This window comes from Rhizobium sp. 01N447_2 (assembly GCF_056399245.1).
Genome location: NZ_JBFTQY010000063.1, coordinates 1 through 25,279, shown reverse-complemented (window position 1 = coordinate 25,279; position 25,279 = coordinate 1). Strand labels below are relative to the sequence as shown.

Sequence of the window (25,279 nt, the reverse complement as noted above, 5' to 3'; positions counted from 1 at the left end):
GAAAGCCCCGCTCCGGCGGGGTTTTTCGTTGGCGTTGCGATGTGCCTGTGGTTTTTCGCCCGGCGGGAGCTTGTCGGTGTGACGGTCGCAACGTGCCCGGCCAGGTTGTCGATGATCCCCAGGCAGAATTTCCGGGATCGTGGCGTCGCATTTCTGCCGGGGAACTTCCGACAAGATCAGGGGTTTTGCCGGCGGATCGCGCGGCAGGTCTCGTCTCCTGTACCACTGCACCCCTGCAGTTGCTGCGCGGTCCACTGATGCAAGCACGATGATAGGCGCTTTGCTCCCGGCTGTCGCCAGCGGTCGTTGGTCACCTGGACGTTGGAAGTTCCCATCTTCGAAGACGCCGCGATCCGCCTCGACCTCAGCACCTGCGCTGGCCCACGAAGGCACAGGTGCGGGCCAGCAAAGCGTATCAATGCCGTGGGCGCCGCGACAGCATGAGGATGTAATCGTCGGCGATRTCGGCAACCACCATGGCGGCTTCAGCGGCCRTATATCCCTTGCCGATGGCGTCGCTGACGATTTTCATGACGGCCGGCTCAAGCGCTTCCCGACAGTCGGAGAGACTTTCGACATGCGGGCATTTTGCACGAAATTCCAAGACATTGTTCATGGCATACCCTCCATTTTGATTGAGCTCGGCCCCTATGCATGGAAGCCTGTCTTTCCACGGAAAGGCAGGCAACGGTTCCGGCGAGCTGCTTCAGGAACCAGAAATGTTTTCCTGAAGCTACGATGGCATAGGCTCCCATGTATTCAAGCGCATGCTGATATTAAGGTAAGCCAGTAGGGTTAATTCGTCCGCTGTGTTGCATCGTGGCATCGAAAGCATGCAAGCCAGCCGCGGCTAACGCATCGGCCCGAAAATCGGAATCGATTTTCGGAAGCACGATGCGTCGATCCAAAGTGTTGCAGCGTCCTTTGCGCGGCTTCAGACGCTGATGCGCCGGCCGGCCTTATCAGCCTCTTTGCGATTGGCGCCGTGCTTTTCGATGATGCCTTTGGCATCCTCGTTGGAAATGCGGTGTTTCTTCGCGAAGTAGATGACGTCGTAGGGGCCGTCAGTCACGGCCGCTTTGGCGGGTTGGGCCTTTTTCGTTGTGTCATTGGTCATGATTTTTCCTTTCAAGGCAATGTGGCGCCGGACATCAGGTCATGTCAGCGCCTATTTTCTCCGGAACGAGGATCGGAGAACCGTCACTCTCAAACCGGCATCGGTCGAACAACTGGCTTCGTGCCGTTTTATCGATGCGCTCGGGCCGTCTTGTGTTTTTCCCAGATCTGCGTCGCCTGCGCTGCGATCCCGGTCTTGTGGAAGCGCAGCAGGTGAAGTCCTTCATTCCGTCGTTTTTCGTCGAAGGCGCTGTTTTCGTAGTCGGCGCCTTCGACAATGCTCTCGCTTTGAAGAACGGCCTTCAATTCCTGCACATAGTGTCCGGTGATGTTGAAAAGGGCTTCATTCTCGGGTGTGTCTGTCATCATTTTCCCTGTGGGTGGTCGTGTGGCATTGAACGCGATGCTGATTCAGCAAGCCGCGTTGGTAAGATGCATCAAGCAATCCGCGCCCCTATGGGAAGGCTGGTATCGGACAGCGCTTAGCCGTGTCTGTCTGGAGTTCCATATATCGTGCAGCAAAGCCGCGCCGAGAATCGATGGTGGAGGCGCGGCAGGTCTGAAGGCGGCACCTTAAACCACTTGCCTTCCCGATACCACGTCAATCGAAATGCCGAAGAATATGGAGGGAGCAGGGTTGTCTTCGCTTTCCGAGTTTAGAGCAAGCGATCCGGGTTCCCACCAAAACGGTTGCTTTTGCAGGAGAGACCAGGCGTGGAGGCGTTCGTCATGCCGGGCCGGCGTATCGGTCAGCTCATCATAGGTGCCTTGAACAAGCACGCTCTTCCACGTTCGGTTTTCGCCGAATTCTTCAACCTGAACACAGGCGGGTGAATGGGCCCGCAATAGATCAATCTTCAGGCCCGGCATGGAAAATATGAAAAGCCGGTCCTTTTCATAGGCATACTGAATGGGAACGATATAGGGATATTTGTCGCCCAGGCATGCCAGGTGGCCACGGGTGTGGCCTGCCAGAAAGGCGAGGCAGTCTTGTTCACCCATTTCTCGCAGTTGCATCACGTTTATCCAATTCCGTCAGCGTTTCAGCCCTTCATTCGATAGGCAGCAGAGCGTCTTGGCTCGCCGCAACAGTCTGCCAGCGCCTACCAGAAGACATCGTTGAGAATGATATAGACGATAAAGGCCAGACAGATTGCTGGTGTCGATTTCACCAGAAAGTCGATGTACCGGAACCTGCCGATATGCTGGGCGAGGCGTTTCCACGAATGGATGTTTACCGTGGAAGACATGATGCCCTCCTTTGGTTGGGGCCGGGTAACTCTGATTATCCCGGGAAGCAGCGCCCGTTCACAAACTGCCACTACACCAGATATGGGCGCCAATCATCTGCGCTGCAAGGCGTGGCGGATTGCCGGTCCGGCAGTGAGATCCCGCTGCTGTGCACGATCGCAAAGGGCGGCGCGGAGGTGCCGGGATTGCGGGGCACTTCCATACACAATTGCCCTTCTACCTCAACCATCGCTTCGATCAGTTTCAGCCGATCGAGCTTCTGCCGTTGATCGTCGTAGAGCCTGCTGAGCAGCGCATAGGCCGATCCGGAGGGTCTGCCTTTGCGCAATAGTTTCCTGATCAGCATTTCCTGATCGGCAACGCGATGCGCCGCCTTCACGATATGGCGACGCGCCAGCTTCAGGTCTTTCGGGCGGTATCGTGTGGAAACCATATGCTTTGCTCCCCCTGTCTCATCCGGCAGTAGCAGGATGACGGCCGTTTCGTTCGGCGCTTCCCCGCGATCAGCGAAAATCTGCGGCCGTGAGCGTGAAGTTGTTTCCGCGTCGATGCTGATAGGCTCTCGATGCGGCCTCCTGAATGGAAGAACGCGCCGCATCAAAGGCATTGAGGTATGCGGCCTCGGAAGAATTGTGGGTGACCGCGCTGCCGAGCGCTGCTTCTTCGACCAGAAACCTGACCTCGAACATGCCGTCATAGCCGGTGAAGCGGACACCTTTTCGCGCTTCGTCGAAGCTGCGGCTTCTGTTGGGGAAAATAAGTGTCATTGCGGTTATCCTTGGAAGTGGGCGCGGCCGACCTGCGGAACTCGGGCACCGGTGATGATGATGGATGCACGAGGGAGCGAGCAGCTTGATGCCAGATGGTTGGCCACCAGCCTGCCTGCATGTCCGAGCGTCGGCAGATCTCAATGGATGGTCTGCACGATGACCCGGTTTTCAAGCAAAGCTTCCGATGTCTTGATCAAGCGCATCGTACCCGTGATAACCTCATCGGAATAGAGCGAATCCGCACGGGAAATTTCGTCCGTCATATCGCGGAGAACTTTGTTGATCTCCAGCAGAGGCGGCACGAATTCCACCAATCCGGCGGCTGCCAGCCCGTGTGTCAGGCGCGCGATCGCCTCTCTCAGGTGATCGACCAGTGCACGCCTTTCCACCGGCAGTGCCGACGGCTTCGTGAGGGTCGCTTCATCGTTGAACTGCATGATGCGAATCCTCCTGTCACTAAAATGGGTTCCGCCACGCCATTATCAATGGCCGCCGCCGAATGAGGTTGCGGTGAGGTGGTAATGAGCGCAAGCTGATTCATCGGCGGGCACGATACGGGCACCGCTGCTTGGGGCGCGGCAGTAAACCCTGACGCCAATCAACCCTAGCCCCAACGAAGGAGGACGCCATGTCTTCCACATCAGATCAGTTTTTCGGTGTCGACAATTTGAGGATGCTCGATCGTATCCTGCGAAAGGCCGGCTTTCGCGGCGGCGAAACCCACGCGGCCGATGATGGTGAGATCACCGCCACAAGTTTCCTCATTAGTTGTTTCCAGATGGGCGTCGTCGATGAAGCCGCGTTGAGGTCGTCGCTGAAAATGTATCTCGCGACACAGTTGAGTTCAGGCCCGCTTCCGCAGGCAATGGAAGACGCCTCCTTTGCCAGGTGGCAGGATGACGGCGGCGCCCCGGTGAAAGGCTATCGGATCGCGCACTATACGGCGTCTGGGCGTGCGGACGCATCGCTGCGGCCGCCAGCTTACCGCTTTCCCAAAACCAGGCTGCCTGAACGACTGTCCGAGATCCCGTGAACGGGCCTGCTGCGATGTCGCCGGCACCCCTCGATCGATCGTTGCGATGACATGACGAGCAAGGAAGAAGACATGTCTGGGATTCACGCCGATCAAAAGGACAGGGCCAGGAAAAGCAAAATCATCGCCTTCGTGCGAAAAATCGCAACCTTAAGCCCGACTGCAGACGATCTCATAGCGCAGGCGCGTCAAGCGCGGTCATCGTCAGCGGAGCAGGGGATCGATAGCAGTGACAACCAAGCCTATGGTCTGGCGCGTCCACACAAAGGTCCGTTCGATAACGCGACGGCATTCAGCGCTTCTACCTACGACCATGATCTCCCGACGCGGCAGCAATTGGAGGCTGCGCAACGCAGCCAATCCGATGCGGTAAAACAGCAGGAAGCAAACCGCCAAAGGGGCAGATTCCGCATGCGCACAAAGAGGACGAAGCTGAAATCTCCCTGAGCAGCAAATAGAGGAGCGGATGGCGTCCTAAAGATTTCTTGCCGACCGAGCGGTGCTTGGCTCCAAGGCCTTTCCGCTCCGGTCCGTCGAAAAGCCCGCCTCAGGCAGGCTTTTCCTGTTTGCAGCAAAAGCTCGGGCGGCCGTCAGGCTGCCCCAAACGGCACGGCGACGAAGGTCTTGTTGCCGTCGCGTTCGACGAGCAGCAGCACCGACTTGCGGCCGGCCTTGCCGGCATCGGCGATTGCGGTCTTGACGTCGCGGGCATTGTGGACCGGTCTGTCGTTCACCGAGACGATGACATCGCCCGACTGGATGCCGGCGGCAGCCGCCGACCTGTCCGGGTTGACCTTGGCGACAACCGCGCCGCTGACCGAGCGCGGCAGGTTGAGCTGCTGGCGCACATCGGGCGTCAGATCGGCAAGGCCGATGCCGAGGCTCGGCTGGCCGGTGCTCTGGTCTTGGGCGTCGGGGCTTTCAGCCGCGGCCTGCTTCTGCCCTTCCTCATTGGTGCCGACGGTGACGTTGAGATCGATGGTCTTGCCGTCGCGCCAGACGCTGAGTGATTTTTTGGCGCCCGGCGAAAGATCGGCGACCAGGCGCGACAGGTCCTTCGGCGTCTTGACGCTCTCGCTGCCGACCGATGTGATGATATCGCCGGGCTTCAGGCCGGCATGGGCGGCCGGCGTATCGTCGGTGACGGCGGCGACCAGCGCGCCGCCGGTCTTGTCGAGGCCGACCGCATCGGCGACATCCTTGGTGACCGGCTGGATCTGCACGCCGAGATAGCCGTGATCGATCGAGCCGTCCTTCTGCAGCTTGGCGACGATCGCCTTGGCCTCATCGGAGGGAATGGCGAAACCGACGCCGACGCTGCCGCCGTTCGGCGAATAGATGGCGGTGTTGATGCCGACGACATTGCCGCTGCGATCGACAAGCGGGCCGCCGGAATTGCCGTGGTTGATCGGCGCGTCGATCTGGATGAAATCATCATAGGGTCCGCTGTGCAGGTCGCGGCCGCGCGCCGAGACGATACCGGCCGTGACAGTGGTGCCGATGCCGAAGGGGTTGCCGATCGCCAGGATCTGGTCGCCAAGCTTCAGCCTGTCGGAATCGCCCCAGCCAATGGTCTGCAGCGGCTTCGGTGCCTCTATCTTCAGCACGGCGACATCGGATTTCGGATCGGTGCCGATTAGATTGGCCGGCAGTTCCGTGCCGTCATCCAGCATCACCTTGATGTCGACGGCATTGTCGATGACATGGTTATTGGTGACGATCACCCCGTCAGCACTGATGATGAAGCCGGAGCCGAGCGCCATTGCCTGCTGCGACGGCCGGTTTTTCGGCGCCTGGTGCGGCAGCGGGATGCCCTGGTCCTCGAAGAACTGGCGGAACTGCTCATCCATCGGCGACTCCTGCTCTCCGGCGCTGACATCGGTCGCCTTCATTGTCGTGGTGATGGTGACGACGGCAGGCTTGTCGGCATCGACGATGGACGCGAAGGAGCCGCTGGGGGCAAGAACGCCGCCGGCATCAGAAGGCGCGGCAAAGGCGCTGGAGGCGTTGATGGCGAAGGGCAGGCATGCCGCGCCGGCGATGATGGCGGCCCCGAAAAGGGCTGCGGTGCGATGGTTGCGGAGGATGTGTGACATGGTGGTGATCCCTTGGACGGTGGTCCCTTGCGAGAGCGTTGGCTTTGGATGGCGTCGTGGTTCCATGTCCTGGGACCTGGCGTCGGATGGTGTTTGGCGCCAATTCCTCTTGGGAACGCGCAGTCGTCAGTGGCGGCGACCGGGGGAAGAGAAGAATTGGCGCTGGGGATTCATATGATCCCGGCAAGCGGATTTACAAATTAAAGTTTGATCATGTTTATATTGCCGATTTGTAAGATATGACCGGAATTTAATCTTCGCTCACCCAGCGTTTGAGCTTCCAAAAAATCCGGCCTGATTTTGCCTCGCTTGGCCGCCGCCGCGATGTTTTCATTCGAAAATAAATGGACTTATGCCCGGAGGTGGTGATCCGATCGCCACATGCGCCCGTAATTTGCCGGCAGACGATCCCGCTGCTGCTTCTGGAAGTTATAGTCCAGGATCCTGTTGCGAATATAAAATGTTAGTAGACTCTAAATTATTTCTTCTTCAAAAAGTAAAGACCGCGATTCGAGGGCAAGCGTCTCGCGGGCGACGTATAAGGGGGGATGAGGGCAGCAGTGGAGCGGGGGCGGAAAGCCAGGCGCGGCGMGCATGTGAAGTTGAGCGATGTGGCGAAGAAGGTGGGGGTCAGCCCCATCACGATTTCGCGCGCGCTTCGCAATCCTGAAATCGTCTCGGAGGATCTGCGTCAGACCATCCTGCGCACGGTAGACGAGATGGGCTACATCCCCAATCTTGCCGCCCGGGCGCTCGCCGGCCTCCATAACGGCATCATCGGCGTCATCACGCCCGCTTTGCACCAGCACGGCTTTGCCGGCCTGATGATCGGCATCGAGGATTGCTTGCGCGCCACCGAATTCCGCGTGCAATATTCCAGTACGCTCCATCATGCCGACGGCGAGGCCGGCGAACTCAGATCCTTCCTGACGCAGAAGCCGGCTGGCGTCATCATCGCCGGCGCCGAATCCTATCGTGATCTCCTGCCGCTGATCGAGAATGCCACCTGTCCGATCGCCCATATCACCGATCTCAGCCAGGAGCCGGCAAGGCTGGTCGTCGGCCTTGATCATCACGCGGCAGGCGCCGAACCCACCCGCTTCCTGCTGTCGAGAGGCTATGAGAGGATCGGCTTCATCGGCCGCGGCACGGATATTCGCTCGCTCCGCCGGAAGGAAGGCTATCAGGCCGCGATGCGGGAAGCTGGCCGTTTCGATCCCGATCTTGCCATTGGCGGAAATGAGGGAAGCAGCACCGGCCTCGGCAGGGAATTGTTTGCCCGCCTGTTGCAGCGCGTGCCGGATATCGATGCCGTCTTTGCCCAAAGCGACGATCTGGCGCTCGGCGTGCTCATCGAATGCGCAGCGCGCGGCATCCGCGTGCCAGAGGATGTCGGTATCTGCGGCTTCAACGATCTGGAATTTTCAGCCTTCACCCAGCCGACGCTGACGACGGTGCAGATTCCACGCTACGAAATCGGCTACCGCGTCGCCGACATGCTGCTGCGCGCCGTCCGCGACGAACCGCCCGGCGAAGACAAGGTCGATTGCGGCTTCTCCATCATCCCGCGCGGCTCGACACGCTAGCGCGTCTTGACGCGGCAATCTGGTACGACCTGCCAGCTTTGTGTCTGCCGATATCAGCCCAGTGTTCCTGCAAATCGTTCCGGCCACCGCTCACGTTGAAAAACCTCCGTCAGGAAGTCGATGAACACCCTTGTCTTGGAGGGCAGCAGGGTGCGGTTTGCATAATAGATCGAAATCGGGCCTGCATCGGCATACCATGCCGGGATCAATCGGATCAGCTCGCCGCTCTCCAGATAGCCAAGAGCATCCGCCTTGGCGATCATCGCGACACCAAGGCCGAGCAGCGCGGCGGATCGCATTGCCGCGGGATCGTTGACGACGATCGTCTCTTTCAAGGCCGCAGGCTGCTCATCTCCAGCAAGATTGCGCATCTGCCGCTGGTGAATTCGACCCGTCCGCATCGAGCGCATGACGATACCGTCGAGTTCGTGCAAGCCGGACGGATCATGAGGCGGAACCCGATCGCCCATATATCCCGGTGATGCCACGGGGATAATGTGAGCGGGCGCCAATGCCCTGGCGATGATGCCGGGCGTCAATTCGAACCCTCCGCCGATCGCAGCATCATAGCCCTCGGCGATCAGATCGACCTGTCTGTTTTCGAACATCCATTCCGGCCGGATCATCGGATATCGCCGCATGAACTCCGGCAATAGCGGAAGGATGTAGCCGATGCCGAGTGTCGGGCTCATGCTGAGTTTCAGCACGCCGGATGGTTCGGACTGTTCGCTCGATGCCTCCGAGATCGCTCCCTGCAGGCTGTCCAGATGGTCACGGATTGAAAGCAGAAAGCGCTCGCCTGCTTCCGTGAGCGTCAGGCGTCGGGTGCTTCGTTGAAACAGCCTGAGCTTCAGGTTGCCTTCAAGGGCTGCGACATTGCGGCTGACCGCCGCCGGCGTCAGGCCGAGCCGCCGTGCCGCCGAGGAGAAGCTGCCAAGCTCGGCGCTGCGCACGAAGGATTCCAGGTTTGCAAGCGTCTCCATGTCGTGACTTTCAATGAATGCTTGAAATTGATAACAGGCAATTCCGTCTAATCACAAGGGAATAACGAGGCGATATTCGCTCCATCGAAACCAAACAATGGAGTTATCGCAATGACCATCGGTATCATTGGCGCCGGCAAGATCGGTTCCGCCTTCGCCCGAGCCCTTGCCCGCAACGGCATCGCTGCCACGATCTCGAACAGTCGCGGCCCTGACACATTGCAGGAACTGACCGAGGAGCTGTCGCCGCACATTACGGCGGGGCCGATCGAACAGGCGGCGAAAGCCGACCTCGTCCTTGTCGCCGTTCCTTGGTCAAAGCTTCCCAACGCATTGGCGGGTCTTCCCGACTGGGCAGGCCGCATCGTGATCGACGCCAACAACCCCATCGAAGGACCGCTGTTCAAACCGGCTGAGCTGAATGGCCGCTTGTCGACGGAAGTCTTCGCGAGCCTGGTGCCCGGCGCTCGCGTCGTGAAGGCATTCAACCATCTTCTGGCGCATCTGGTTTCAGCTGATCCCCGCGCCGAGGGTGGCAGCCGCGTGCTCTTCTATTCCGGCGACGATGCCCAATCGAAGGCCGAGGTGGGGGCGCTGATCTCCAGACTGGGATTTGCCGGCATCGATCTCGGGCCGATTTCGATCGGCGGCAAGCTCGCGCAATTCCCCGGCGGGCCGTTGCCTGTCCTCAACCTTGTCAAATTCGGATGAACAGCGACCGGCCGGATCAATCCGGCCGATCTGCTCGAACTAGGCATAGCCCGGATTATTCCCTATACCGAGGGAATGACGATCACTGTGCTGAAAAATGGATAATACGGGACTGTCTCTCGACAGAATGCGCACCTTTGTTCGCGTCGCCGAACGCGGCAACCTGTCGATGGTCGCAAGAGAGCTGGGTATCGGTCAATCCACCGTGACGCGGCACCTCAATGAACTTGAAGAGGCTGTCGGCGTACCGCTTCTGAGCCGAACCACGCGTCGCGTGACCCTGACCGACGAGGGCAGCCGCTATTATACCAACTGCCTGCAGATATTGCGCCTGGTCGAGCAGGCTGCTGAAGAAGCAAGAGATGCCCGTCAGGCCCCCGCGGGCGCTGTTCGGCTTTCCTGTACGGCAGCGCTCGGCGTGATGCACATCACGCGCCTGATCTTTGATTTCCAGGACAAGCACCCGGACATCCGGGTCGATCTCAACCTGACGGACGAGCGTATCGACCTGGTTCGCGAAGGCGTCGACGTCGCACTCCGTCTTGGGCCTCTCGCCGASAGCGCGATGAAACTTCATGCGCTCGGAGAAAGCCATCGGCTGCTGGTGAGCGCCCCGACCTATCTGTCCGTCCATGGACGGCCGGAGCGCCCAGCTGATCTGTCACGCTACGAAACCGTCGTGATGTCCAATGTGGCGGGGAGCGATCAGCTCGTTCTTTCCTCTCCCGATGGCACAAGCCTGATGATCCCCGTCAGCGGCAAGTTGCGCGTCGATCACGGACTTGCGGCGCGCGAAGCCTTTGCCGCCGGACGCGGCATCGGTCCCGCACATCTCTGGTTGGTTCACGATCTTCTGGACGACGGCCAGCTCGAGGTCGTGCTTGGCGACTATCGTCCTTTACCGGTTCCTGTGAGCTTGCTGATCGTTCCAGAGCGTGCAGCCATTGCCCGCGTTCGGCTTCTCGTCGACTTTCTTGTCGCCGAGGTTTCCAAATTGCCGGGAATCCGGCCGTCATGATTTAGAGTCCGAAGGACCGCTTTTCGCCACGCCACCCCGTCGTTCGCAGATATTGCTCCCAGTTGAGCGTGTCGGGGTTCAGGCGACGGCTCCATTCAAGATCGTGCTCCTTGCCGAAATAGCCGTAGTCGACAGCATATTCGACCATCCCCAGAATCTCTCGAACGAGAAGTTCGTTGGCGGCAAACTCTGGAAAATAGCGCAGCAGGCCATCCCGGGTGAAAGCGTTTCGATACGCGGCCTTGAGCCCGGTCACGTGCTGAAAGGTTTCGATCATTTCGCGCGGAGAAATGATGTCGCCGACGATCGGCAGCGTTTTGCCGTTGTAACGCTCGGGGTTTGAGAAAATTTCAAGCACGACCKGCCCGGTCGCCGTCAGTGGATCGACAAAAGGCGCTCGAAAATCTTCAGGAAGATAAACCGGCAGGAGGAGCGTATCGCCCTCCATGCGCGGCACATAATATTCGAGCAGATTCGTGTAGAAGAATGCCGGCATGACGAAGGAATGAGAGATCGGCAGGCCGCGAATATAGTCGGCAACGCGCGCTTTGTCGGTAAAATGCGGCGCATATTTCGTCCCGCTGGCGATCTTGTCGACATTCTCAAGCGTGCTGAAAACAATATGCCCGACGCCGGCCTCAACGGCGGCATCCGCGAGTTGTCGGCCGAGAGGGGCCTCGATTGTCTCCGGCGGGGCGATCGGCGGCGTCATCAGAAATGCGCCATCCGCGCCTTTGAAGGCCGCAACGAGGTCCTTTTGACGGCCAAGTTCGAGAGGGACGGCTACGATTTCAGCGCCGCGTTCCTCGAGACGTAGAGCTTCAGGTGAATCCTTTTTGCGGGTGAAAGCACGCACCCGGAAACGTTGGCTCTCAAGGAGGGCCGCGGCGACGCTGCGCCCCTGTTTGCTCGTTGCACCGGCAATCGCGATCAGTGGCTTTTCATGTGCAGACATAGAACTTTAAACCTTTCCCTGCCACTGACACCGACTGCAGTGCCAGGCGTCATTTTGCGGGAGGCGGTCGGCCTGCGCCGAGAGTCCACCTCGATGGCGGGCACCCTATCGCAACAGGTTCTATGGCTGTAGATATCTGAAATACATAACATAATGCCAATTTTCGGATAAATGGTGCGGGCCAGCCGCGGATACAAATCGGTTCGCCATCCCGATCAGAACGTCGAAACCGGCGCCGGGATGACCGCAAGCGCCGGAAGCGATCCATGGACTCCGGCGCTGTTTCGCTGAGCAATCAGGGTATCAACAGAATACTGCCCGCCGAGCGTCCGGATTCCATCTCTTCGTGAGCCTTCGCAACATCGGCCAAACGATATTCGGCGCCGATCTGCGAGACGATGCCCATTTCCATCGCGCCGACGGCAGCCAGAGCAGCCTCGCGATATTGTCCGATGTCAGCACACCAGGCCATGATGCTCGGATGGCAGAGCGCCTTGCCGGGGCGAAGTTCTTCGACGGGCACCGGTGGAATAGCACCTGCGGCCTGACCGATGGTGACTGCCATGCCGAATGGTCGGACAGAGCGTATGCTTTTGAGAAGTGTGTCGCCGCCGATCCCGTCATAGGCGACGTCGACACCAAGCCCGTTCGTCAGCCGCTTCACGTCCCCGACGATATCAGCGCCTCGTCCGACAATAAGATGATCGGCCCCATAAGATGCGGCAAGTGCTGCCTTTTCGGCGGAGCCAACCGTCCCGATCACGGTGGCATCGAGCGATCTGGCCCAACGAACGAGGATGCTCCCAAGCCCGCCAGCGGCCGCATGAATCAGAACCTGAGTTCCTGCCCGCACATCATAGGTCTTCTTCAACAGCATATAGGCGGTCATGCCTTTGAGCAGCGAACTCGCTGCCGTTTTCGCCGAAACGGCATCCGGAAGCCTGATCGCCCTTTCGGCGGCAATGTTCCTCGTGGAGCGATAGGCGCCAACCGGAGGCCCGGCATAGGCAACGCGGTCACCCTTTTGGAACAGGGAGACGCCAGAACCGACGTCCTCGACGATGCCTGCCGCCTCGGCGCCGATCACCGCGGGGTAGGAGGGCATGGGGTAGAGGCCCTTTCGGTGATAGACGTCGAGAAAGTTGGTTCCGATCGCCTGATGACGGATCTTTATCTCGCCATGACAGGGAGGTTCAGAATGGTGATGCTCCTCGACATGGAACTGGGTGACGTCACCGGGGGCGTTCAGCCATATGATTTGGTCGGTCATCTCTCGTGCTCCTTCATGGGCACAAATTAAGCCATGGCGTGATGTGTGAAAATTCCCTATTGCTTCACAATGATTGGGAGAGAATTCACAAAAATCGACTGGGACGACCTTCGGCATTTCCTGGCGCTCGCGCAGTCGGGAACGTTGCTTGGTGCCGCAAAGCAGCTCGGCGTCGAACACGCGACGATCAGCCGGCGCGTTTCGTCGCTTGAAGCCAGTCTGGGTCGCAAACTGGTAGACCGCCGCGGACGGCGCATCATGTTGACCTCGGATGGAGAGCAGGTTGCCAGGCACGCAGCTCTTGTCGCCGCGCAGACTGCGGCAATCGAGCAGCTTGGCCGCAGCAGCGCCACGGAATTGCGCGGCCATGTGAGGATCAGCGCGCCGCCCGCTCTCTCAAGCGTGCTGCTCGCAAAGCCGATCGCCGCAGTCAGGCGAGACCATCCGGGTGTTGAGATCACGCTTGTCGGAGAAAAGCGCCTCGCGTCGCTGAACAGACGAGAGGCCGATATCGCCGTGCGAATGTCGCGTCCCGAGGACGGCGACTACGCCATCGTCAAGCTCGGCGAGACGAGCTTCCATCTCTACGCATCAAAGACCTATCTCGAAACGGTTTCCCCGTCGGACTGGACCTTCATCGGTTACGACGAAACCATGAACGCCTCACCGCAACAGCTGCGGCTGATCGAACTGGCCGCCGGCCGGCCGATCGCGGTGCGGTCGTCCGTTCTGGAATTCCAGGCCGCAACCGCACGCCTTGGCGCCGGCGTCGTCATGCTCCCCGATTTCGCCGTCCTGGAGTCCAGCGGTCTCCAGCGCATTGAGACAGAGCAGCCTTTGACAAGAGAGGTTTGGCTGGTTGTCCATTCGGACATCAAAGACGTCCCCTCCGTGCGCGTCGTCACCGATGCGCTGAAGAGCGCTTTGGGGAAGTAGCGCGCGGAACGTTACTCAAACAAAAGCTCCGGCAAACAGCGTCGGCCATTCAACGGCCAGCGAAACGCCGTCTCGCGGCGTCGGTTATGGGTGTATAGAGGGCGACGTGTGTCCCCTCGGGATCGGCAATCTGCACTGTCCGATTGCCCCATGGCAAATCCTTGGGTGCGTGCACGATCGTGACCTGGTCCTTGAGCCGTGCGAATTCCGCATCGACGTCCGATACCATGAACTCGAGAATGGCCGTCCTGTTGGCCCCTGGCTCCGAACTGCCCTCGCTGAATAAGGCCACGGTTTCCGCGCTGCCTATTGCGAGGCTCGCGCCGGGGGTGACGATCTCGGCGAAGACGGGCGCAAGCCAGTCGGCGCGGCAGCCCGTCACAAGCTCATAAAAGGCCACCATGCCTGTCATATCCGAGGCAATGAGGCGGGTGGATGCGAATTTCATGATCTTCTCCCTGATGCGCGACCATCTCTTTCCTTGCTTTTGTGACATAGCCGTGCTGACAGCGTTGTGGCAGCAGGAGTCATCAGGCATGCGAAAAGCAGATCGACTTTTTCAGATCATCCAGATTCTTCGACGGACGAGCCGCCCGGTGACCTCGTCTGAGCTTGCGGATGAACTTGAGGTCGCGCGGCGAACCGTCTACCGCGATATCGCACACCTGATTGCCCAGCGTGTTCCAATCGAGGGCGAAGCGGGGTTCGGCTACGTCCTCGATCCGCGATATGACATGCCGCCGCTCATGCTGACGCCTGACGAGATCGAGGCCGTCGTGCTCGGCGTTCAAATGGTGGCAAGGTTGAATGACGCGGCCATGCGCAATGCCGCCAGCGATGTGATGGCCAAGATCACATTGGTCATGCCGCAGGACCTTCTTCCCTATATTGCCCAACCCGCCGTCGGCATCAAACCGGATGATGCCGGCGGCGATGTGACACGCGATACGCGTCCGCTCAGGTTGGCGATCAGGGAAGGCCGCAAGCTTGAGCTCGACTATCGCGCAGCGGACGGGACGATCACCAGCCGCATCGTGTGGCCTGTGCTTCTCGGCTATGACGACACGCACAGCCTCTTGATCGCGTGGTGCCAATCGAAACAAGCCTTCCGCCATTTCCGTACCGAACGTATCCTCAAAGTCGAGATACTCGGTGAATCCATAGGCATGTCCCGGAGCAAGCTGAGGCAGCAATGGCAGCAGTGGCGCGATGCCGAAATGCGGAAATCCCGTGGGACGCAGTGACGGCGCGAGTTGGTGTCGACTTGCGGCTGGGCGTCAGCGAGTTTTTCGTTGTTAATGTACGACTTGGGAAGCTACCGACATCAATTCCTCGGAATTCGGTGCCTGGAATGTCTGGAGCCCAGCCTCCAGAACTTCAGTGAAGCTCCAGCGTACGATGCCCTCCCGGTCGATTAGGAACTGACCGACAAGCTGCCCGTGGTCGGCAGTCATCATCTGCTGATCGGCTTCCGTAATCTGATATCCTTCCTTCTTGTTGAGAAAGTCGTCCATTGCCATCACGCCCATAGGCTCGGGCAACTCGCCCGGAAGATCGATCCGTATCGCCATGGCCGTGTCGATCCCGACCTCGCGTAAGCCGAAGGCTTGGTGCGAAGCCCGTACCGGGTCGGAAGCAGCAAGAAGATCGGGTATCGGATGGTAACGGAAATAGAGCCGCGCGCGTTCGACCGGGGTGTTTACCACCGCCAGGGATTGGACGCCTTTCTCACGCAGCATCGGGTTGAGATATGCCATGGCCGCGACATGGCGCCGGCAGAACGGACAATGCAGGCCTCGAAACAAACCGATCAACAATGGGCTGCGGCCACGAAAATCATCAAGTGCGATCTTCCCCTCGCGCGAGATCGCGTCGAACACAACGTTGGGGACCCGGTCGCCCGGTTGTAGCGGATGGTCGACATAGTGCGTGGACATGGACAACCTCCTCGCTCGGGGATCAGTCGAGAAAAGGCGCCACGTTAACTGCTTCGAGGTCGAGATTGAGCGCTGCAGGGCCTGACCTCTCGTTTTACCGCACCGCCAGGATCCGATCTAAGAATGGCCCCACATCGGCCCGCGGGCAAGCGGTAAACAGCGAATCGTGAATTGAAAAAGTCGGTTTTCTGCAAACTCTGATTTTTTTAGCGGCCGTAGAGGCCGACAGGGAATCCGCCGCCCTGCAGCCCACGGATCCGGCCTCGGTGAGGGGCCAGTCTTGCTGGCCCCTTATCCCTTGTCAGATGTCGCTTGCGGCACTCGACCAGAGGTCGGCGGCTTCGGCGGCCGTCATGCGCCGTACCTCGGCCTCATGGCTGCGGCTGGCGAAGAGTTCGCTTGCCATGATCTGCTCGGCAAGATCGGCCGGAAGCGAGAGGATGACGCGGGCTTCGCCATTGTGCAGGCCGCCGAGTTCGCTGCGCTTGCCGGTCACCATGCCGCCGGCGACCGTGTTGTTGGTCTCCGGATCGATCAGGATGAAGGAGCCGGAAAGCCGGTTCTGCTCATAGGGGTCGAAGATCGCCGCTTCGTCGAAGATGAGCCGGACTTTGCCGATGGCGTTCATGTAGAGCCGCTGGGCGGCGTTCCAGGTGCCGGTCTTCAGTTCCAGCTGGCTGAGCGGCTGCACCTGCACGCGCTGGCGGCGGCTGCCGCTCTTCAGCCAGTAGCGTTTGCCGGGCTCGATGCCCTCCGGCTGCAGCGCGACGATCTGTGCGTCGAAGGCAAGACCGACCTGCGGCTGCGCGTCGATCGAGACGATCATGTCGCCGCGCGCCACATCCACCTGGCGGTCGAGCACCAGCGTGATCGCGTCGCCGGCAACGGCCGCATTACGGACGAGATCGAAGGTGACGATCTTCGAGACATTGGCGACCATGCCCGACGGCAGGATCATGACGCTGTCGCCTGGCTTGACCGAGCCGCCGGCAACCGTGCCCTGATAACCGCGGAAGCTTTCGCCGGGACGCGAGACGCGCTGCACGGAAAGGCGGAAGCCGACCGTCTGCGACGAGCGCACGGTGGCAAGCTCCAGCGTTTCCACCAGCGTCGGGCCGCTGTACCAGGGCATGGCGGCCTGGCCGGAATAGACGACGTTTTCGCCCTTCAGCGCCGACATCGGAATGGCGGTGATCTGCTTGACGCCGAGCGACAGGGCAAATTCCCGGAAGTCATGGCTGATCTTGTCGAAGCCGGCGCGGTCATAGCCCGTCAGGTCGATCTTGTTGACCGCGAGCACGAACTGCTTGATGCCGAGCAGCGAGGCGATCGTCGCGTGACGGCGCGTCTGCTCGAGAATGCCGAAGCGCGCATCGACCAGCAGGATGGCGAGATCGGCGGTCGAGGCGCCGGTCGCCATGTTGCGGGTATATTGCTCGTGGCCGGGCGTGTCGGCGACGATGAAGGAGCGCTTGTCGGTCGAGAAATAGCGATAGGCGACATCGATGGTGATGCCCTGTTCGCGCTCGGCCTGCAGACCGTCGAGCAGCAATGCGAAGTCGGGCAGGCCGAGATCGTTCTGCTTGCCGGTTGAATCGCGCTGCAGGGTGGCGGCCTGGTCTTCCTTGACCGCCTTGGTGTCCCAGAGCAGGCGGCCGATCAAGGTCGATTTGCCGTCATCGACGCTGCCGCAGGTAATCAGGCGCAGCGGCCTGGTATCGCGCACGGCCTTGACCGGCTCGGCGGCGGGCAGGCTGACCACGGTTGCGGCCGAGACGGCGGTTTGGGCTGCGGTCATCTCAGAAATATCCTTCACGCTTCTTCTTTTCCATGGAGCCGGACTGGTCGCGATCTATGGCGCGGCCCTGGCGTTCGGACACCGTTGCGATTTCGAGTTCGGCAATCACCTCTTCGAGGGTGGTGGCCTGTGAGCGGATGGCGCCGGTCAGCGGGAAGTCGCCGAGGGTGCGGAAGCGGATCATGCCTTCCTGGCGGACTTCGCCGGGCAGCAGTTCCAGGCGCGGATCCTCGGCCAGGATCATCATGCCGTCGCGCTCCACGAAAGGCCGCTTCTTGGCGTAATAGAGCGGCACCAGCGGAATGTCCTCGGCCTGGATGTAGCGCCAGATATCGACTTCGGTCCAGTTCGACAGCGGGAAGGCGCGCACGCTCTCACCCTTGCGGATCATGCCGTTATAGATGTTCCAGAGTTCCGGCCGCTGGTTGCGCGGATCCCAGCGATGATCGGGCGTGCGGAAGGAATAGATGCGCTCCTTGGCGCGGCTGGCTTCCTCGTCGCGCCGCGCACCGCCGAAAGCAGCATCGAACTGGCCGGCATCGAGCGCCTGCCGCAGCCCCTCGGTTTTCATGATGTCGGTGAAGGCGGCCGATCCATGCGTAAACGGCGTGATGTTTTCGGCCTTGCCGCGCGGATTGATGTGCTCGATCAGATCGAGATCATACTTCTTCGCGGTCTCGTCGCGGAAGGCGATCATCTCGGAGAATTTCCAGCCGGTGTTCACATGCAAGAGCGGGAAGGGCACGCGGCCGGGATAGAAGGCCTTGCGCGCCAGGTGCAGCAGCACTGAGGAGTCCTTGCCGATCGAATAGAGCATGACGGGACGCTCGAATTCGGCCGCAACCTCGCGGAAGATGTGGATGGATTCGTTTTCCAGCGCTTTCAGATGCGGGTCGAGCGGCGCCTTGGCGCTCTGCGGATTGCTGAGTTCCGTATCCGGACGGCTATCGGGCATGTGTTACTCCAGGCTATCGGTCGTTTACGGCTCGCCGCAAAACTTGATGTTGGCTTTCCCAGGGAATGTTGACTTTCCCAAGGCTGCGGCGGTCGCCGCGCCCTGATTGGGAAAGCCGTGGGGTGATTTACTGTGCGGCGATCGCTGCGGCCTCTTCGGCGACGTGCAGGCCGCATTCGCGCGTTTCGTCCTGCTCCCACCACCAGCGGCCGGCGCGTTCCGGCTCGCCGGGCTTGATCGCCCGGGTGCAGGGTTCGCAGCCGATCGAGGGATAACCGCGGGCGTGCAACGGATTGACCGGCACGCCGTTTGCGGAAACGAAGGCCTTGATCGCCTCCAGGTCCCAGTCGGCGAGCGGATTGACCTTCAGCAGGTGGCGTTCGGCGTCGTATTCGGCAAAGGGCGTTTCGGCGCGGTTGGCCGATTGGCCGCGGCGCAGGCCGGTGACCCAGATCGCAGCACCTTCGAGGGCACGCGCAAGCGGCTTCAGCTTGCGCACGCCGCAACAGGCATGGCGGGCTTCGACGCTCTCGTAGAAACCGTTGAGGCCGTATTGCGCCGCATAGGCGTCGATATCGGCCTTCTCGGGCTCGAAGCGATGGATATGGATGTCGTACTGGCTTTCGGTCTCGTCGATCAGCGACAGCGTCTCGGCAAACAGCCGGCCGGTCTGCAGCGTCGCGATATCGATCGGCAGGCGGTGCGTGCCGATCTCGGCGGTGATCACCTGGTCCTCGATGCCGAGTGACGTCGTGAACACCACCCGGCCGCCAAGGCCGGAGACCAGCGACAGACGTCCGGCAAGGTCGAGGCCCGCCAGTCTGTCGTTCAGCGCCTCGGCTTCCGCAATCGGCCCTTCTTCCGCAATCCTATTGATAGCAGTCATGAGATTCCTGTCCTTTGTTGACGGGAGTATCGCAGTTCACGCATGGATCGGACAGAAAAAGGGATTTCGAAAGCTGCGGCCGGAGGAGCAAATATCTCTCCGAAGCTGCCGCGATGCAGAAAAGCAGCCGCCTGCGGATGAAAATCCACATCGGCAGTTCGAATGTCTATAGAAATAGTAGAGTTACACGCAGCCTGTCAATCCGAAATCTGAAGTGATGCCGAAAATGGTGCAGAAGGCGCGGTTTTGGCATAGATTAAGTGCGCTTGGCCGAGAGCAAAAAACAAGGCCAAAACGCTTGTCTCTCAAGGCTTTCTCCGGCGCGTTCAAATTCCGTTCATGCTGGTTGTGCCATAGAGGTGAAAGTACTTCCGTAGCGGTGCGGAAATTCGCGCCGCCTGTGTGTGTCGATGGTCAAAAATGATTACGCAAAAGGCGAAATATGCGCTGCGGGCGCTCACGGTCTTGGCTGATGCCGATGCCGATGAACCGGTGATGATTTCCGATATCGCGGCGCAGCAGAAGATCCCGAAGAAGTTCCTCGAACAGATCCTGCTCGACCTGAAACATCACGGCGTCGTCGCCAGCCGTCGCGGCAAGCAGGGCGGTTATCTGCTGCTGAAGCCCGCCCACACGATTACCTTCGGCGAGATCCTGCGCATCATCGACGGCCCGATCGCGCCGCTGCCGTGCCTCTCGATCACGGCTTACCGCAGATGCGACGATTGCGATGGCGAACAGAACTGCCAGATCCGCCACGTCTTCGCCAAGGTGGCCGACGCCACCCGCAAGGTGCTGTTCTCGACGACCATCGCCGATGCCATCGCCCCAAAGCACAGCGCCGAAGTCACCCGGCTGCTGGCGTAAGGTCAGGTTCCAGATCCGGCCGCCCATCGGAAAAGGTTAGAGCGGCTCTACTTCCGTGAAAACGCCGAATTCCAGATTGCCGGGATAGGCGCTGCGATGTCTGCTGCCGAACGAGCTTGATCGCAAGAAGTAATCGCCATCCCGGTTTGAATTTTCAACCTGATCCCACGTCAGAAAACGGAGGGTTTTCCAATGGCCGATGCCCGGTGCGCTTGCGGCGCTCTCACACTCACGCTCCCGGAACAAGCAAAACTGGTTGTCGCCTGTCACTGCCTCGACTGCCAGCGGAGGACCGGCGCGCCATTCGGCGTCGGCGCCTTTTATCCGGCCGAGGCCGTCAGCATTTCGGGAGCGAGGAAAGAGTTCACCCGCGATGGGGCAAGCGGCGGAAAGGTGCACATCTATTTCTGTCCGAACTGCGGCTCATCGGTCTGTTGGACGGCCGACAAGCTGCCGGCGATGATCGGCGTAGCCGTCGGCGCGCTGGCGGACCGCCATTACCCCGCCCCCGTCCTGTCGATTTTCGAGCAGTCGAAACATGACTGGGTGCGGATGGATACCGCCGTCGAACGTTTCCATCAAAGCAGTGTGGCAAAACGCTGAAAGCGAGACCGGGGCAAAGCGGCCGAGTAGAAGGGGTTCGCTTTTTGGCGCGCGCTCCGCATCACCGGTCGCTGACGGCGGCGCGCGGGTTGATCCACGGCTCCTGGTTCGAGCGCGCCAGCGGCTGTTTGCCGAGGATATGGTCGGCTGCCTTCTCTCCCGTCATGATCGACGGCCCGTTCAGGTTGCCATAGGTGACGTGCGGGAAGATCGAGCTGTCGGCGACGCGCAAGCCATCGACGCCGATCACCCGCGTTTGCGGATCGACCACCGCCATCGGATCGTCCTTGGCGCCCATCCGGCAGGTGCCGCAAGGGTGATAGGCGCTTTCCAGATGTTCGCGCAGGAAGGCGTCGATCTCGTCGTCGCTTTGCACGCCTTCGCCCGGCTGGATCTCCGGGCCGCGATAGTCGTTGAAGGCGCTCTGTCCGAAGATTTCGCGGGTGAGGCGCACGCAGTGGCGGAATTTCTCCCAATCCTCGGCATGGCTCATATAGTTGAAACGCAGCACCGGATCGGCCTTGGGGTCGGCGGAGCGTAAGCTCACGCTGCCGCGCGATTTCGACAGGTTGTAGCCGACATGAACCTGGAAGCCGTGGCTCTTCGCCGCCGCCTTGCCGTCATAGCTGATTGCCACCGGCAGGAAATGGTACTGGATGTCGGGTTGCTTCAGCCCTGCTGCAGACCGCAGGAAGGCGCAGGCCTCGAACTGGTTGGAGGCGCCGAGCCCGCCGCGCGAGAGCAGCCATTGCGCGCCGGCCACGCCCTGCCAGAACCACGGCAGCCAGGAATAGAGCGACACCGGCTTGGTGCTGACCTGCTGGAAGTAGAATTCCATATGGTCCTGCAGGTTGGCGCCGACCCCCGGCCGGTCGGCCTTCACCGTAATGCCCATGTCTTGCAGATGCTCGCCGGGACCGATGCCCGACAGCATCAGCAGCTTCGGTGAGTTGAAGGAGGATGCAGAAACGATCACCTCGCGGTTCGCCTTCACCACCTCTATTCTGCCGTTGCGTTCGATCTCGACGCCTGTGGCACGTCCGTCCTCGATCACGATCCTCTGCGCAAAGCCGTAGACGATCCTGACATTGTCCCGTTTCAGCGCCGGTTTCAGATAGGCATTGGCGGCAGACCAGCGGCGGCCGCCGAAGATGGTCTGCTCCATCAGCCCGAAGCCTTCCTGCTTGCTGCCGTTATAATCTTCCGTCGTCTCGAAACCCGCCTGTTTGCCGGCCTCGACGAAGGCTTGGAAGAGCGGATTGGTGAAGCCGCCGCGCTGGACATGCAGCGGCCCGTCGGTGCCGCGCCAGCCCTCTTCGCCGCCATGCGAATGTTCCATCCGCTTGAAATAGGGAAGCACGTCGGCATGGGCCCAGCCGCTGGCGCCGAGCTCTTCCCAGCGGTTGAAGTCCTCGGCATGACCGCGCACATAGACCATGCCGTTGATCGAGGAGGAGCCGCCGATCACCTTGCCGCGCGGCGCGGTGATGCGCCGGTTGTTGAGGTTGGCCTCCGGCTCGGACAGATAACCCCAATTATATCTCTTCATGCTCATCGGCCAGGCAAGGGCCGCCGGCATCTGGATGAACGGCCCGAAATCGCTGCCACCCGCCTCGATGACGATGACGCTGTTCTTGCCGTCCTCGGAGAGGCGATAGGCGAGGGCGGAGCCGGCGGAGCCCGAGCCGATGATGACGAAATCTGCTTGTTGCATGACGTTCCCTTAGATTCTTTTGCAACGGTTCGAAGACCCCGCCCCAAACCCCTCCCCACAAGGGGGAGGGGCTGAATTTGCCGCTCCGCCTCACTTCAAAATCGGCGCCACAAGCGATGAGATCGAAGGAGGGTAAAACCGGTGCCGCATACTAGCCCCTCCCCCTTGTGGGGAGGGGTTGGGGAGGGGTCTTGCACCCTTCAATACGGCGCCACCACCGGCCCCATGCCGACATAGACCGTCTTCAGCTCGGAATAATGCTCCAGCGCGGCCAGCGAATTCTCGCGGCCGAAGCCGGATTGTTTCGAGCCGCCGAAGGGGATTTCCACCGGGCAGAGATTATAGGTGTTGATCCACAGCGTGCCCGCTTCCAGCCGGTCGACGACGCGATGGGCGCGGGTGAGGTCGGCGGTGAAGACGCCGCCGGAAAGGCCGAATTCGCTGGCATTGGCCCGCGCAATCACCTCGTCCTCGGCGTCGAAATCGAGCACACACATGACCGGCCCGAAGATCTCCTCGCGGGCGATGGTCATGTCGTCGGTGACATCGGCAAACACCGTCGGCTGCACGTAATAGCCTTCGCCGGAGACGTTGTTCGGAATGCCGCCGCCGGCAATCAGGCTCGCGCCCTCGGCCTTGCCCTTCTCGATGTAGGAGATCACTTTCTCGCGCTGCGCCCAGGAGACCATCGGCCCGACCTGCGTCGCCTCGTCCATCGGATCGCCGATCAGCATTGCCTCGGTGCGGATCTTCAGCCGCTTCAGGAACTCGGCCTTAACAGTCTTCTGCACGAAGACGCGCGTGCCGTTCGAGCAGACCTGGCCGGTCGAATAGAAATTGCCGAGCATCGCGCCGCCGACCGCCGAATCGAGATCGGCATCGTCGAAGACAATGAGAGGCGACTTGCCGCCGAGCTCCATCGTCACGTGCTTGAGGTTGCCGGCGGCAGCCGCCGCCACCCTGCGGCCGGTCGGCACCGAGCCGGTCAGCGACACCTTGGCGACATCGGGATGGTTGACCAGCAGCGGCCCGGTGTCGCGGTCACCCTGGATCACATTGAAGAGCCCCTTCGGCAGTCCCGCCTCATACAGGATCTCGGCGATCTTCAGCGCCCCGAGCGGTGTGTTCTCGGAAGGCTTGAACACCATGGCATTGCCGCAGACAAGCGCCGGCGCAGCTTTCCAGCAGGCGATCTGCTGCGGATAGTTCCAGGCGCCGATGCCGACGCAAACGCCGAGCGGCACCCGCTTGGTATAAGCAAAGTCCTGACCGAGCGGGATCTGCGAACCGTTGAGACCGGCCGGCGCAATGCCGCCGAAGAATTCGAAGGCATCCGCACCCGAGGTCGGGTCGGCGACAACAGTCTCCTGGATCGGCTTGCCGGTATCGAGCGTCTCGAGTTCGGAGAGGGCCCGGTTTCTCTCGCGCATGATGTCGGCCGCCCGCTTCAGGATGCGCCCGCGCGCCATCGGGCTCATCGCCGCCCATTCCGGCTGGGCGCGTTTGGCCGCTGCGATCGCCCGTTCGACGATCGCGGGCGTTGCGGCATGCAGCCGTGCGATCACCTCGCCAGTCGCGGGATAAAGGCTCTCGATGACGGTGCCGTCGGTATCCTCGACATATTCGCCGTCGATGAAGTGCGAGGCTTTCGGCTGGGCTTTCATGTCATTTGTCCTTGGGTGGTTCGATGTGGTCGTTCCTTCTCCCTCCGGGGAGAGGGGGAGGCGGTGGCCAAAAGCGCATTCAGATAATCTTCCGTCAGCGCGATCGAGGCTTCAATGCCGATCGGCGCCGATTTCAGACTTTGCCTGATATAGAGCCCGTCGATCATCGCCGCAGCGCCCTCGGCGATGCGTTCTGCGGCGTCGGCGGGCAGCAGCGCCTTGAGGTCGGCCAGCAGATTGGAGCGCAGCCGCCTGGCATAGATCACCAGGAAACGGCGCGTCTCTTCCGAACGCTGCGCTTCGGCGTAGAAGGCAAGCCAGGCGGCAATCGTGCCCGGCGCAAACTGGTCGGCATGGAAGCTGACGCGGATGATGGCCGCAAGCCGCGCCCGCGGCGTCCTGGCGGCCTTAAGCGCCGCCACCGTGTCGTTGCGCAATTGTCTCAGAAGCGAGCGGATCGTCTCGATCAGCAATTGTTCCTTGCTGCCGAAATAATGATGGGCAAGGGCTGGCGACACGCCAGCCTGCCGGGCGATGTCGGACATGGTGACGGTTAGCGAGCCGTGATCGCCGATCACCCGCAGCGCCGCATCGACAAGCGCCTTGCGGCGCACCCGCTCCATTCCGACCTTCGGCAAACCGCGCCAACTCCTATGAACCGGAGCTAAGTTATTTTTGATTGACTGATCAATCAATAAAAATCTTTCTCGATTTGATTTAGCGCAGATCTTTTCTTGAAAAATTGCTGCAGCATATGTTGAATCCAACAGGAGGTGCGTCATGGCCGATGTCTTCGAGGGAACGCCGACATCTTCGCTGCAGTCGAAATGGATCTGGTTCGTCGGCCTCGGCGTGCTGCTGCTCGTCTGCGGTCTGATCGCGCTCGGCAATCTGATGCTCGCCACCGTCGTCTCGGTCTATTATGTCGGCATGCTGATGCTGGCCGGCGGGGTGATCTATCTCGTTCATGCCTTCCAGGTGCGCGGCTGGGATCATGTCCTGTTCTGGATGCTGAGCGGCCTGCTCTATGTGCTTGCCGGCATCTGCGCCTTCGTCAATCCGATCCTGACTTCGGCGGCGCTGACGCTGTTTCTCTCGCTCGCCCTCGTCATCGCCGGCGTCTTCCGCAC

30 protein-coding genes are annotated in these 25,279 nt (G+C 60.6%); 10 read left to right on the top strand and 20 right to left on the bottom strand.

Features of this window, described 5'->3' with window-relative positions; all coding sequences use genetic code 11:
• Positions 1 to 415 precede the first annotated feature (415 nt).
• The 8 genes from AC1ECN_RS29855 to AC1ECN_RS29820 all read right to left on the bottom strand — a co-directional run bounded on the left by AC1ECN_RS29855 (position 416) and on the right by AC1ECN_RS29820 (position 3,574).
• Positions 416 to 616 carry a hypothetical protein gene (locus tag AC1ECN_RS29855; protein ID WP_477954969.1) on the bottom strand — a complete coding sequence of 67 codons (201 nt, stop codon included), beginning with the start codon at positions 614 to 616 and terminating at the stop codon, positions 416 to 418.
• Positions 617 to 934: 318 nt separating this feature from the next.
• On the bottom strand, positions 935 to 1,117 hold the full coding sequence (locus tag AC1ECN_RS29850) for a hypothetical protein (RefSeq protein WP_018068818.1): 183 nt from the start codon (positions 1,115 to 1,117) through the stop codon (positions 935 to 937).
• A gap of 128 nt (positions 1,118 to 1,245) precedes the next feature.
• Complete coding sequence (locus tag AC1ECN_RS29845) at positions 1,246 to 1,482, bottom strand: hypothetical protein (RefSeq protein ID WP_018068817.1); 237 nt, start codon at positions 1,480 to 1,482, stop codon at positions 1,246 to 1,248.
• Positions 1,483 to 1,689: 207 nt separating this feature from the next.
• Positions 1,690 to 2,133 carry a pyridoxamine 5'-phosphate oxidase family protein gene (locus AC1ECN_RS29840; RefSeq protein WP_026237102.1) on the bottom strand — a complete coding sequence of 148 codons (444 nt, stop codon included), beginning with the start codon at positions 2,131 to 2,133 and terminating at the stop codon, positions 1,690 to 1,692.
• Between the two features lie 86 nt (positions 2,134 to 2,219).
• Positions 2,220 to 2,366 (bottom strand): hypothetical protein, encoded by a 147-nt coding sequence (locus AC1ECN_RS29835; RefSeq protein ID WP_017959492.1) that lies wholly within the window; start codon positions 2,364 to 2,366, stop codon positions 2,220 to 2,222.
• Between the two features lie 71 nt (positions 2,367 to 2,437).
• Entirely contained in the window at positions 2,438 to 2,800 is a 363-nt protein-coding gene (locus tag AC1ECN_RS29830; protein ID WP_027689702.1) for a hypothetical protein, read from the bottom strand.
• A gap of 70 nt (positions 2,801 to 2,870) precedes the next feature.
• Entirely contained in the window at positions 2,871 to 3,134 is a 264-nt protein-coding gene (locus tag AC1ECN_RS29825) for a DUF1488 family protein (RefSeq protein ID WP_018068814.1), read from the bottom strand.
• A 140-nt stretch (positions 3,135 to 3,274) separates the two neighbouring features.
• Positions 3,275 to 3,574, bottom strand: coding sequence for a hypothetical protein (locus AC1ECN_RS29820; RefSeq protein ID WP_011650973.1), 300 nt, complete (start codon positions 3,572 to 3,574; stop codon positions 3,275 to 3,277).
• Between the two features lie 191 nt (positions 3,575 to 3,765).
• On the opposite strand from AC1ECN_RS29820, the gene AC1ECN_RS29815 reads away from it, so the two are divergent.
• Entirely contained in the window at positions 3,766 to 4,170 is a 405-nt protein-coding gene (locus tag AC1ECN_RS29815; RefSeq protein ID WP_027689703.1) for a hypothetical protein, read from the top strand.
• Positions 4,171 to 4,242: 72 nt separating this feature from the next.
• Entirely contained in the window at positions 4,243 to 4,617 is a 375-nt protein-coding gene (locus AC1ECN_RS29810; RefSeq protein ID WP_130654945.1) for a hypothetical protein, read from the top strand.
• A 143-nt stretch (positions 4,618 to 4,760) separates the two neighbouring features.
• Here the strand turns inward: AC1ECN_RS29810 and AC1ECN_RS29805 are convergent, their stop codons facing one another.
• Entirely contained in the window at positions 4,761 to 6,266 is a 1,506-nt protein-coding gene (locus AC1ECN_RS29805) for a DegQ family serine endoprotease (protein WP_130672213.1), read from the bottom strand.
• A 548-nt stretch (positions 6,267 to 6,814) separates the two neighbouring features.
• Between AC1ECN_RS29805 and AC1ECN_RS29800 the strand changes: the two genes are divergently transcribed.
• Complete coding sequence (locus AC1ECN_RS29800; protein ID WP_477954964.1) at positions 6,815 to 7,852, top strand: LacI family DNA-binding transcriptional regulator; 1,038 nt, start codon at positions 6,815 to 6,817, stop codon at positions 7,850 to 7,852.
• A 53-nt stretch (positions 7,853 to 7,905) separates the two neighbouring features.
• Here AC1ECN_RS29800 and AC1ECN_RS29795 read toward each other — a convergent pair whose 3' ends face one another.
• A complete protein-coding gene (locus AC1ECN_RS29795; RefSeq protein WP_130672215.1) occupies positions 7,906 to 8,835 on the bottom strand; it encodes a LysR family transcriptional regulator in 930 nt (309 codons plus the stop codon).
• A 111-nt stretch (positions 8,836 to 8,946) separates the two neighbouring features.
• Here AC1ECN_RS29795 and AC1ECN_RS29790 point away from each other — a divergent pair, with 111 nt between their 5' ends.
• Both AC1ECN_RS29790 and AC1ECN_RS29785 read left to right on the top strand, forming a co-directional pair.
• The gene (locus AC1ECN_RS29790) at positions 8,947 to 9,546 is read left to right on the top strand and encodes an NADPH-dependent F420 reductase (protein ID WP_130672216.1); all 600 of its coding nucleotides are present in this window, start codon (positions 8,947 to 8,949) and stop codon (positions 9,544 to 9,546) included.
• Positions 9,547 to 9,643: 97 nt separating this feature from the next.
• A complete protein-coding gene (locus AC1ECN_RS29785) occupies positions 9,644 to 10,564 on the top strand; it encodes a LysR family transcriptional regulator (protein WP_477954961.1) in 921 nt (306 codons plus the stop codon).
• 1 nt (position 10,565) lies between these two features.
• Here AC1ECN_RS29785 and AC1ECN_RS29780 read toward each other — a convergent pair whose 3' ends face one another.
• Together AC1ECN_RS29780 and AC1ECN_RS29775 are read right to left on the bottom strand one after the other, a co-directional pair.
• Positions 10,566 to 11,519 carry an NmrA/HSCARG family protein gene (locus AC1ECN_RS29780; protein WP_477954959.1) on the bottom strand — a complete coding sequence of 318 codons (954 nt, stop codon included), beginning with the start codon at positions 11,517 to 11,519 and terminating at the stop codon, positions 10,566 to 10,568.
• Positions 11,520 to 11,814: 295 nt separating this feature from the next.
• Positions 11,815 to 12,789: a quinone oxidoreductase family protein gene (locus AC1ECN_RS29775; protein ID WP_130672219.1), complete on the bottom strand. Its 975-nt coding sequence runs from the start codon at positions 12,787 to 12,789 to the stop codon at positions 11,815 to 11,817.
• 69 nt (positions 12,790 to 12,858) lie between these two features.
• On the opposite strand from AC1ECN_RS29775, the gene AC1ECN_RS29770 reads away from it, so the two are divergent.
• A complete protein-coding gene (locus AC1ECN_RS29770) occupies positions 12,859 to 13,725 on the top strand; it encodes a LysR family transcriptional regulator (protein ID WP_197727392.1) in 867 nt (288 codons plus the stop codon).
• A gap of 49 nt (positions 13,726 to 13,774) precedes the next feature.
• On the opposite strand, the gene AC1ECN_RS29765 is transcribed toward AC1ECN_RS29770, so the two are convergent.
• A complete protein-coding gene (locus AC1ECN_RS29765; RefSeq protein ID WP_130672221.1) occupies positions 13,775 to 14,173 on the bottom strand; it encodes a VOC family protein in 399 nt (132 codons plus the stop codon).
• An 88-nt stretch (positions 14,174 to 14,261) separates the two neighbouring features.
• Here AC1ECN_RS29765 and AC1ECN_RS29760 point away from each other — a divergent pair, with 88 nt between their 5' ends.
• On the top strand, positions 14,262 to 14,969 hold the full coding sequence (locus AC1ECN_RS29760) for a helix-turn-helix transcriptional regulator (protein ID WP_130672222.1): 708 nt from the start codon (positions 14,262 to 14,264) through the stop codon (positions 14,967 to 14,969).
• A gap of 51 nt (positions 14,970 to 15,020) precedes the next feature.
• Here the strand turns inward: AC1ECN_RS29760 and AC1ECN_RS29755 are convergent, their stop codons facing one another.
• The 4 genes from AC1ECN_RS29755 to AC1ECN_RS29740 all read right to left on the bottom strand — a co-directional run bounded on the left by AC1ECN_RS29755 (position 15,021) and on the right by AC1ECN_RS29740 (position 19,301).
• The gene (locus AC1ECN_RS29755; protein WP_130672223.1) at positions 15,021 to 15,662 is read right to left on the bottom strand and encodes a peroxiredoxin-like family protein; all 642 of its coding nucleotides are present in this window, start codon (positions 15,660 to 15,662) and stop codon (positions 15,021 to 15,023) included.
• Between the two features lie 301 nt (positions 15,663 to 15,963).
• Positions 15,964 to 17,460, bottom strand: coding sequence for a sulfate adenylyltransferase subunit CysN (gene cysN / locus AC1ECN_RS29750; RefSeq protein WP_130672224.1), 1,497 nt, complete (start codon positions 17,458 to 17,460; stop codon positions 15,964 to 15,966).
• A 1-nt stretch (position 17,461) separates the two neighbouring features.
• On the bottom strand, positions 17,462 to 18,415 hold the full coding sequence (gene cysD / locus AC1ECN_RS29745) for a sulfate adenylyltransferase subunit CysD (RefSeq protein ID WP_003546395.1): 954 nt from the start codon (positions 18,413 to 18,415) through the stop codon (positions 17,462 to 17,464).
• Between the two features lie 127 nt (positions 18,416 to 18,542).
• A complete protein-coding gene (locus AC1ECN_RS29740) occupies positions 18,543 to 19,301 on the bottom strand; it encodes a phosphoadenylyl-sulfate reductase (RefSeq protein WP_130672225.1) in 759 nt (252 codons plus the stop codon).
• 420 nt (positions 19,302 to 19,721) lie between these two features.
• Here AC1ECN_RS29740 and AC1ECN_RS29735 point away from each other — a divergent pair, with 420 nt between their 5' ends.
• On the top strand, positions 19,722 to 20,168 hold the full coding sequence (locus AC1ECN_RS29735) for an RrF2 family transcriptional regulator (protein ID WP_003546399.1): 447 nt from the start codon (positions 19,722 to 19,724) through the stop codon (positions 20,166 to 20,168).
• A 192-nt stretch (positions 20,169 to 20,360) separates the two neighbouring features.
• On the top strand, positions 20,361 to 20,771 hold the full coding sequence (locus AC1ECN_RS29730) for a GFA family protein (RefSeq protein WP_018485205.1): 411 nt from the start codon (positions 20,361 to 20,363) through the stop codon (positions 20,769 to 20,771).
• A 61-nt stretch (positions 20,772 to 20,832) separates the two neighbouring features.
• On the opposite strand, the gene betA is transcribed toward AC1ECN_RS29730, so the two are convergent.
• The 3 genes from betA to betI all read right to left on the bottom strand — a co-directional run bounded on the left by betA (position 20,833) and on the right by betI (position 24,772).
• The gene (gene betA / locus AC1ECN_RS29725) at positions 20,833 to 22,485 is read right to left on the bottom strand and encodes a choline dehydrogenase (RefSeq protein ID WP_130672226.1); all 1,653 of its coding nucleotides are present in this window, start codon (positions 22,483 to 22,485) and stop codon (positions 20,833 to 20,835) included.
• A gap of 200 nt (positions 22,486 to 22,685) precedes the next feature.
• Positions 22,686 to 24,149, bottom strand: coding sequence for a betaine-aldehyde dehydrogenase (betB, locus tag AC1ECN_RS29720; protein WP_024322719.1), 1,464 nt, complete (start codon positions 24,147 to 24,149; stop codon positions 22,686 to 22,688).
• Positions 24,146 to 24,772, bottom strand: a complete 627-nt coding sequence (gene betI, locus AC1ECN_RS29715) for a transcriptional regulator BetI (RefSeq protein WP_024322718.1) — start codon at positions 24,770 to 24,772, stop codon at positions 24,146 to 24,148. The genes betB and betI overlap by 4 nt, the downstream gene beginning before the upstream one ends.
• A gap of 157 nt (positions 24,773 to 24,929) precedes the next feature.
• Here betI and AC1ECN_RS29710 point away from each other — a divergent pair.
• Positions 24,930 to 25,279 (top strand): HdeD family acid-resistance protein (locus AC1ECN_RS29710; RefSeq protein WP_477954953.1); only part of this gene is annotated, 350 nt, incomplete at its 3' end.

Excerpts from the sequence above, each read along its gene's own strand:
- AC1ECN_RS29850 (WP_018068818.1), bottom strand. The coding sequence starts at position 1,117 with ATGACCAATGACACAACGAAAAAGGCCCAACCCGCCAAAGCGGCCGTG.
- AC1ECN_RS29845 (WP_018068817.1), bottom strand. The coding sequence starts at position 1,482 with ATGACAGACACACCCGAGAATGAAGCCCTTTTCAACATCACCGGACAC.
- AC1ECN_RS29840 (WP_026237102.1), bottom strand. The coding sequence starts at position 2,133 with ATGCAACTGCGAGAAATGGGTGAACAAGACTGCCTCGCCTTTCTGGCA.
- AC1ECN_RS29835 (WP_017959492.1), bottom strand. The coding sequence starts at position 2,366 with ATGTCTTCCACGGTAAACATCCATTCGTGGAAACGCCTCGCCCAGCAT.
- AC1ECN_RS29830 (WP_027689702.1), bottom strand. The coding sequence starts at position 2,800 with ATGGTTTCCACACGATACCGCCCGAAAGACCTGAAGCTGGCGCGTCGC.
- AC1ECN_RS29825 (WP_018068814.1), bottom strand. The coding sequence starts at position 3,134 with ATGACACTTATTTTCCCCAACAGAAGCCGCAGCTTCGACGAAGCGCGA.
- AC1ECN_RS29820 (WP_011650973.1), bottom strand. The coding sequence starts at position 3,574 with ATGCAGTTCAACGATGAAGCGACCCTCACGAAGCCGTCGGCACTGCCG.
- AC1ECN_RS29815 (WP_027689703.1), top strand. The coding sequence starts at position 3,766 with ATGTCTTCCACATCAGATCAGTTTTTCGGTGTCGACAATTTGAGGATG.
- AC1ECN_RS29810 (WP_130654945.1), top strand. The coding sequence starts at position 4,243 with ATGTCTGGGATTCACGCCGATCAAAAGGACAGGGCCAGGAAAAGCAAA.
- AC1ECN_RS29805 (WP_130672213.1), bottom strand. The coding sequence starts at position 6,266 with ATGTCACACATCCTCCGCAACCATCGCACCGCAGCCCTTTTCGGGGCC.
- AC1ECN_RS29795 (WP_130672215.1), bottom strand. The coding sequence starts at position 8,835 with ATGGAGACGCTTGCAAACCTGGAATCCTTCGTGCGCAGCGCCGAGCTT.
- AC1ECN_RS29790 (WP_130672216.1), top strand. The coding sequence starts at position 8,947 with ATGACCATCGGTATCATTGGCGCCGGCAAGATCGGTTCCGCCTTCGCC.
- AC1ECN_RS29775 (WP_130672219.1), bottom strand. The coding sequence starts at position 12,789 with ATGACCGACCAAATCATATGGCTGAACGCCCCCGGTGACGTCACCCAG.
- AC1ECN_RS29770 (WP_197727392.1), top strand. The coding sequence starts at position 12,859 with ATGATTGGGAGAGAATTCACAAAAATCGACTGGGACGACCTTCGGCAT.
- AC1ECN_RS29765 (WP_130672221.1), bottom strand. The coding sequence starts at position 14,173 with ATGAAATTCGCATCCACCCGCCTCATTGCCTCGGATATGACAGGCATG.
- AC1ECN_RS29760 (WP_130672222.1), top strand. The coding sequence starts at position 14,262 with ATGCGAAAAGCAGATCGACTTTTTCAGATCATCCAGATTCTTCGACGG.
- AC1ECN_RS29755 (WP_130672223.1), bottom strand. The coding sequence starts at position 15,662 with ATGTCCACGCACTATGTCGACCATCCGCTACAACCGGGCGACCGGGTC.
- cysN (WP_130672224.1), bottom strand. The coding sequence starts at position 17,460 with ATGACCGCAGCCCAAACCGCCGTCTCGGCCGCAACCGTGGTCAGCCTG.
- cysD (WP_003546395.1), bottom strand. The coding sequence starts at position 18,415 with ATGCCCGATAGCCGTCCGGATACGGAACTCAGCAATCCGCAGAGCGCC.
- AC1ECN_RS29740 (WP_130672225.1), bottom strand. The coding sequence starts at position 19,301 with ATGACTGCTATCAATAGGATTGCGGAAGAAGGGCCGATTGCGGAAGCC.
- AC1ECN_RS29735 (WP_003546399.1), top strand. The coding sequence starts at position 19,722 with ATGATTACGCAAAAGGCGAAATATGCGCTGCGGGCGCTCACGGTCTTG.
- AC1ECN_RS29730 (WP_018485205.1), top strand. The coding sequence starts at position 20,361 with ATGGCCGATGCCCGGTGCGCTTGCGGCGCTCTCACACTCACGCTCCCG.
- betA (WP_130672226.1), bottom strand. The coding sequence starts at position 22,485 with ATGCAACAAGCAGATTTCGTCATCATCGGCTCGGGCTCCGCCGGCTCC.
- betB (WP_024322719.1), bottom strand. The coding sequence starts at position 24,149 with ATGAAAGCCCAGCCGAAAGCCTCGCACTTCATCGACGGCGAATATGTC.
- betI (WP_024322718.1), bottom strand. The coding sequence starts at position 24,772 with ATGGAGCGGGTGCGCCGCAAGGCGCTTGTCGATGCGGCGCTGCGGGTG.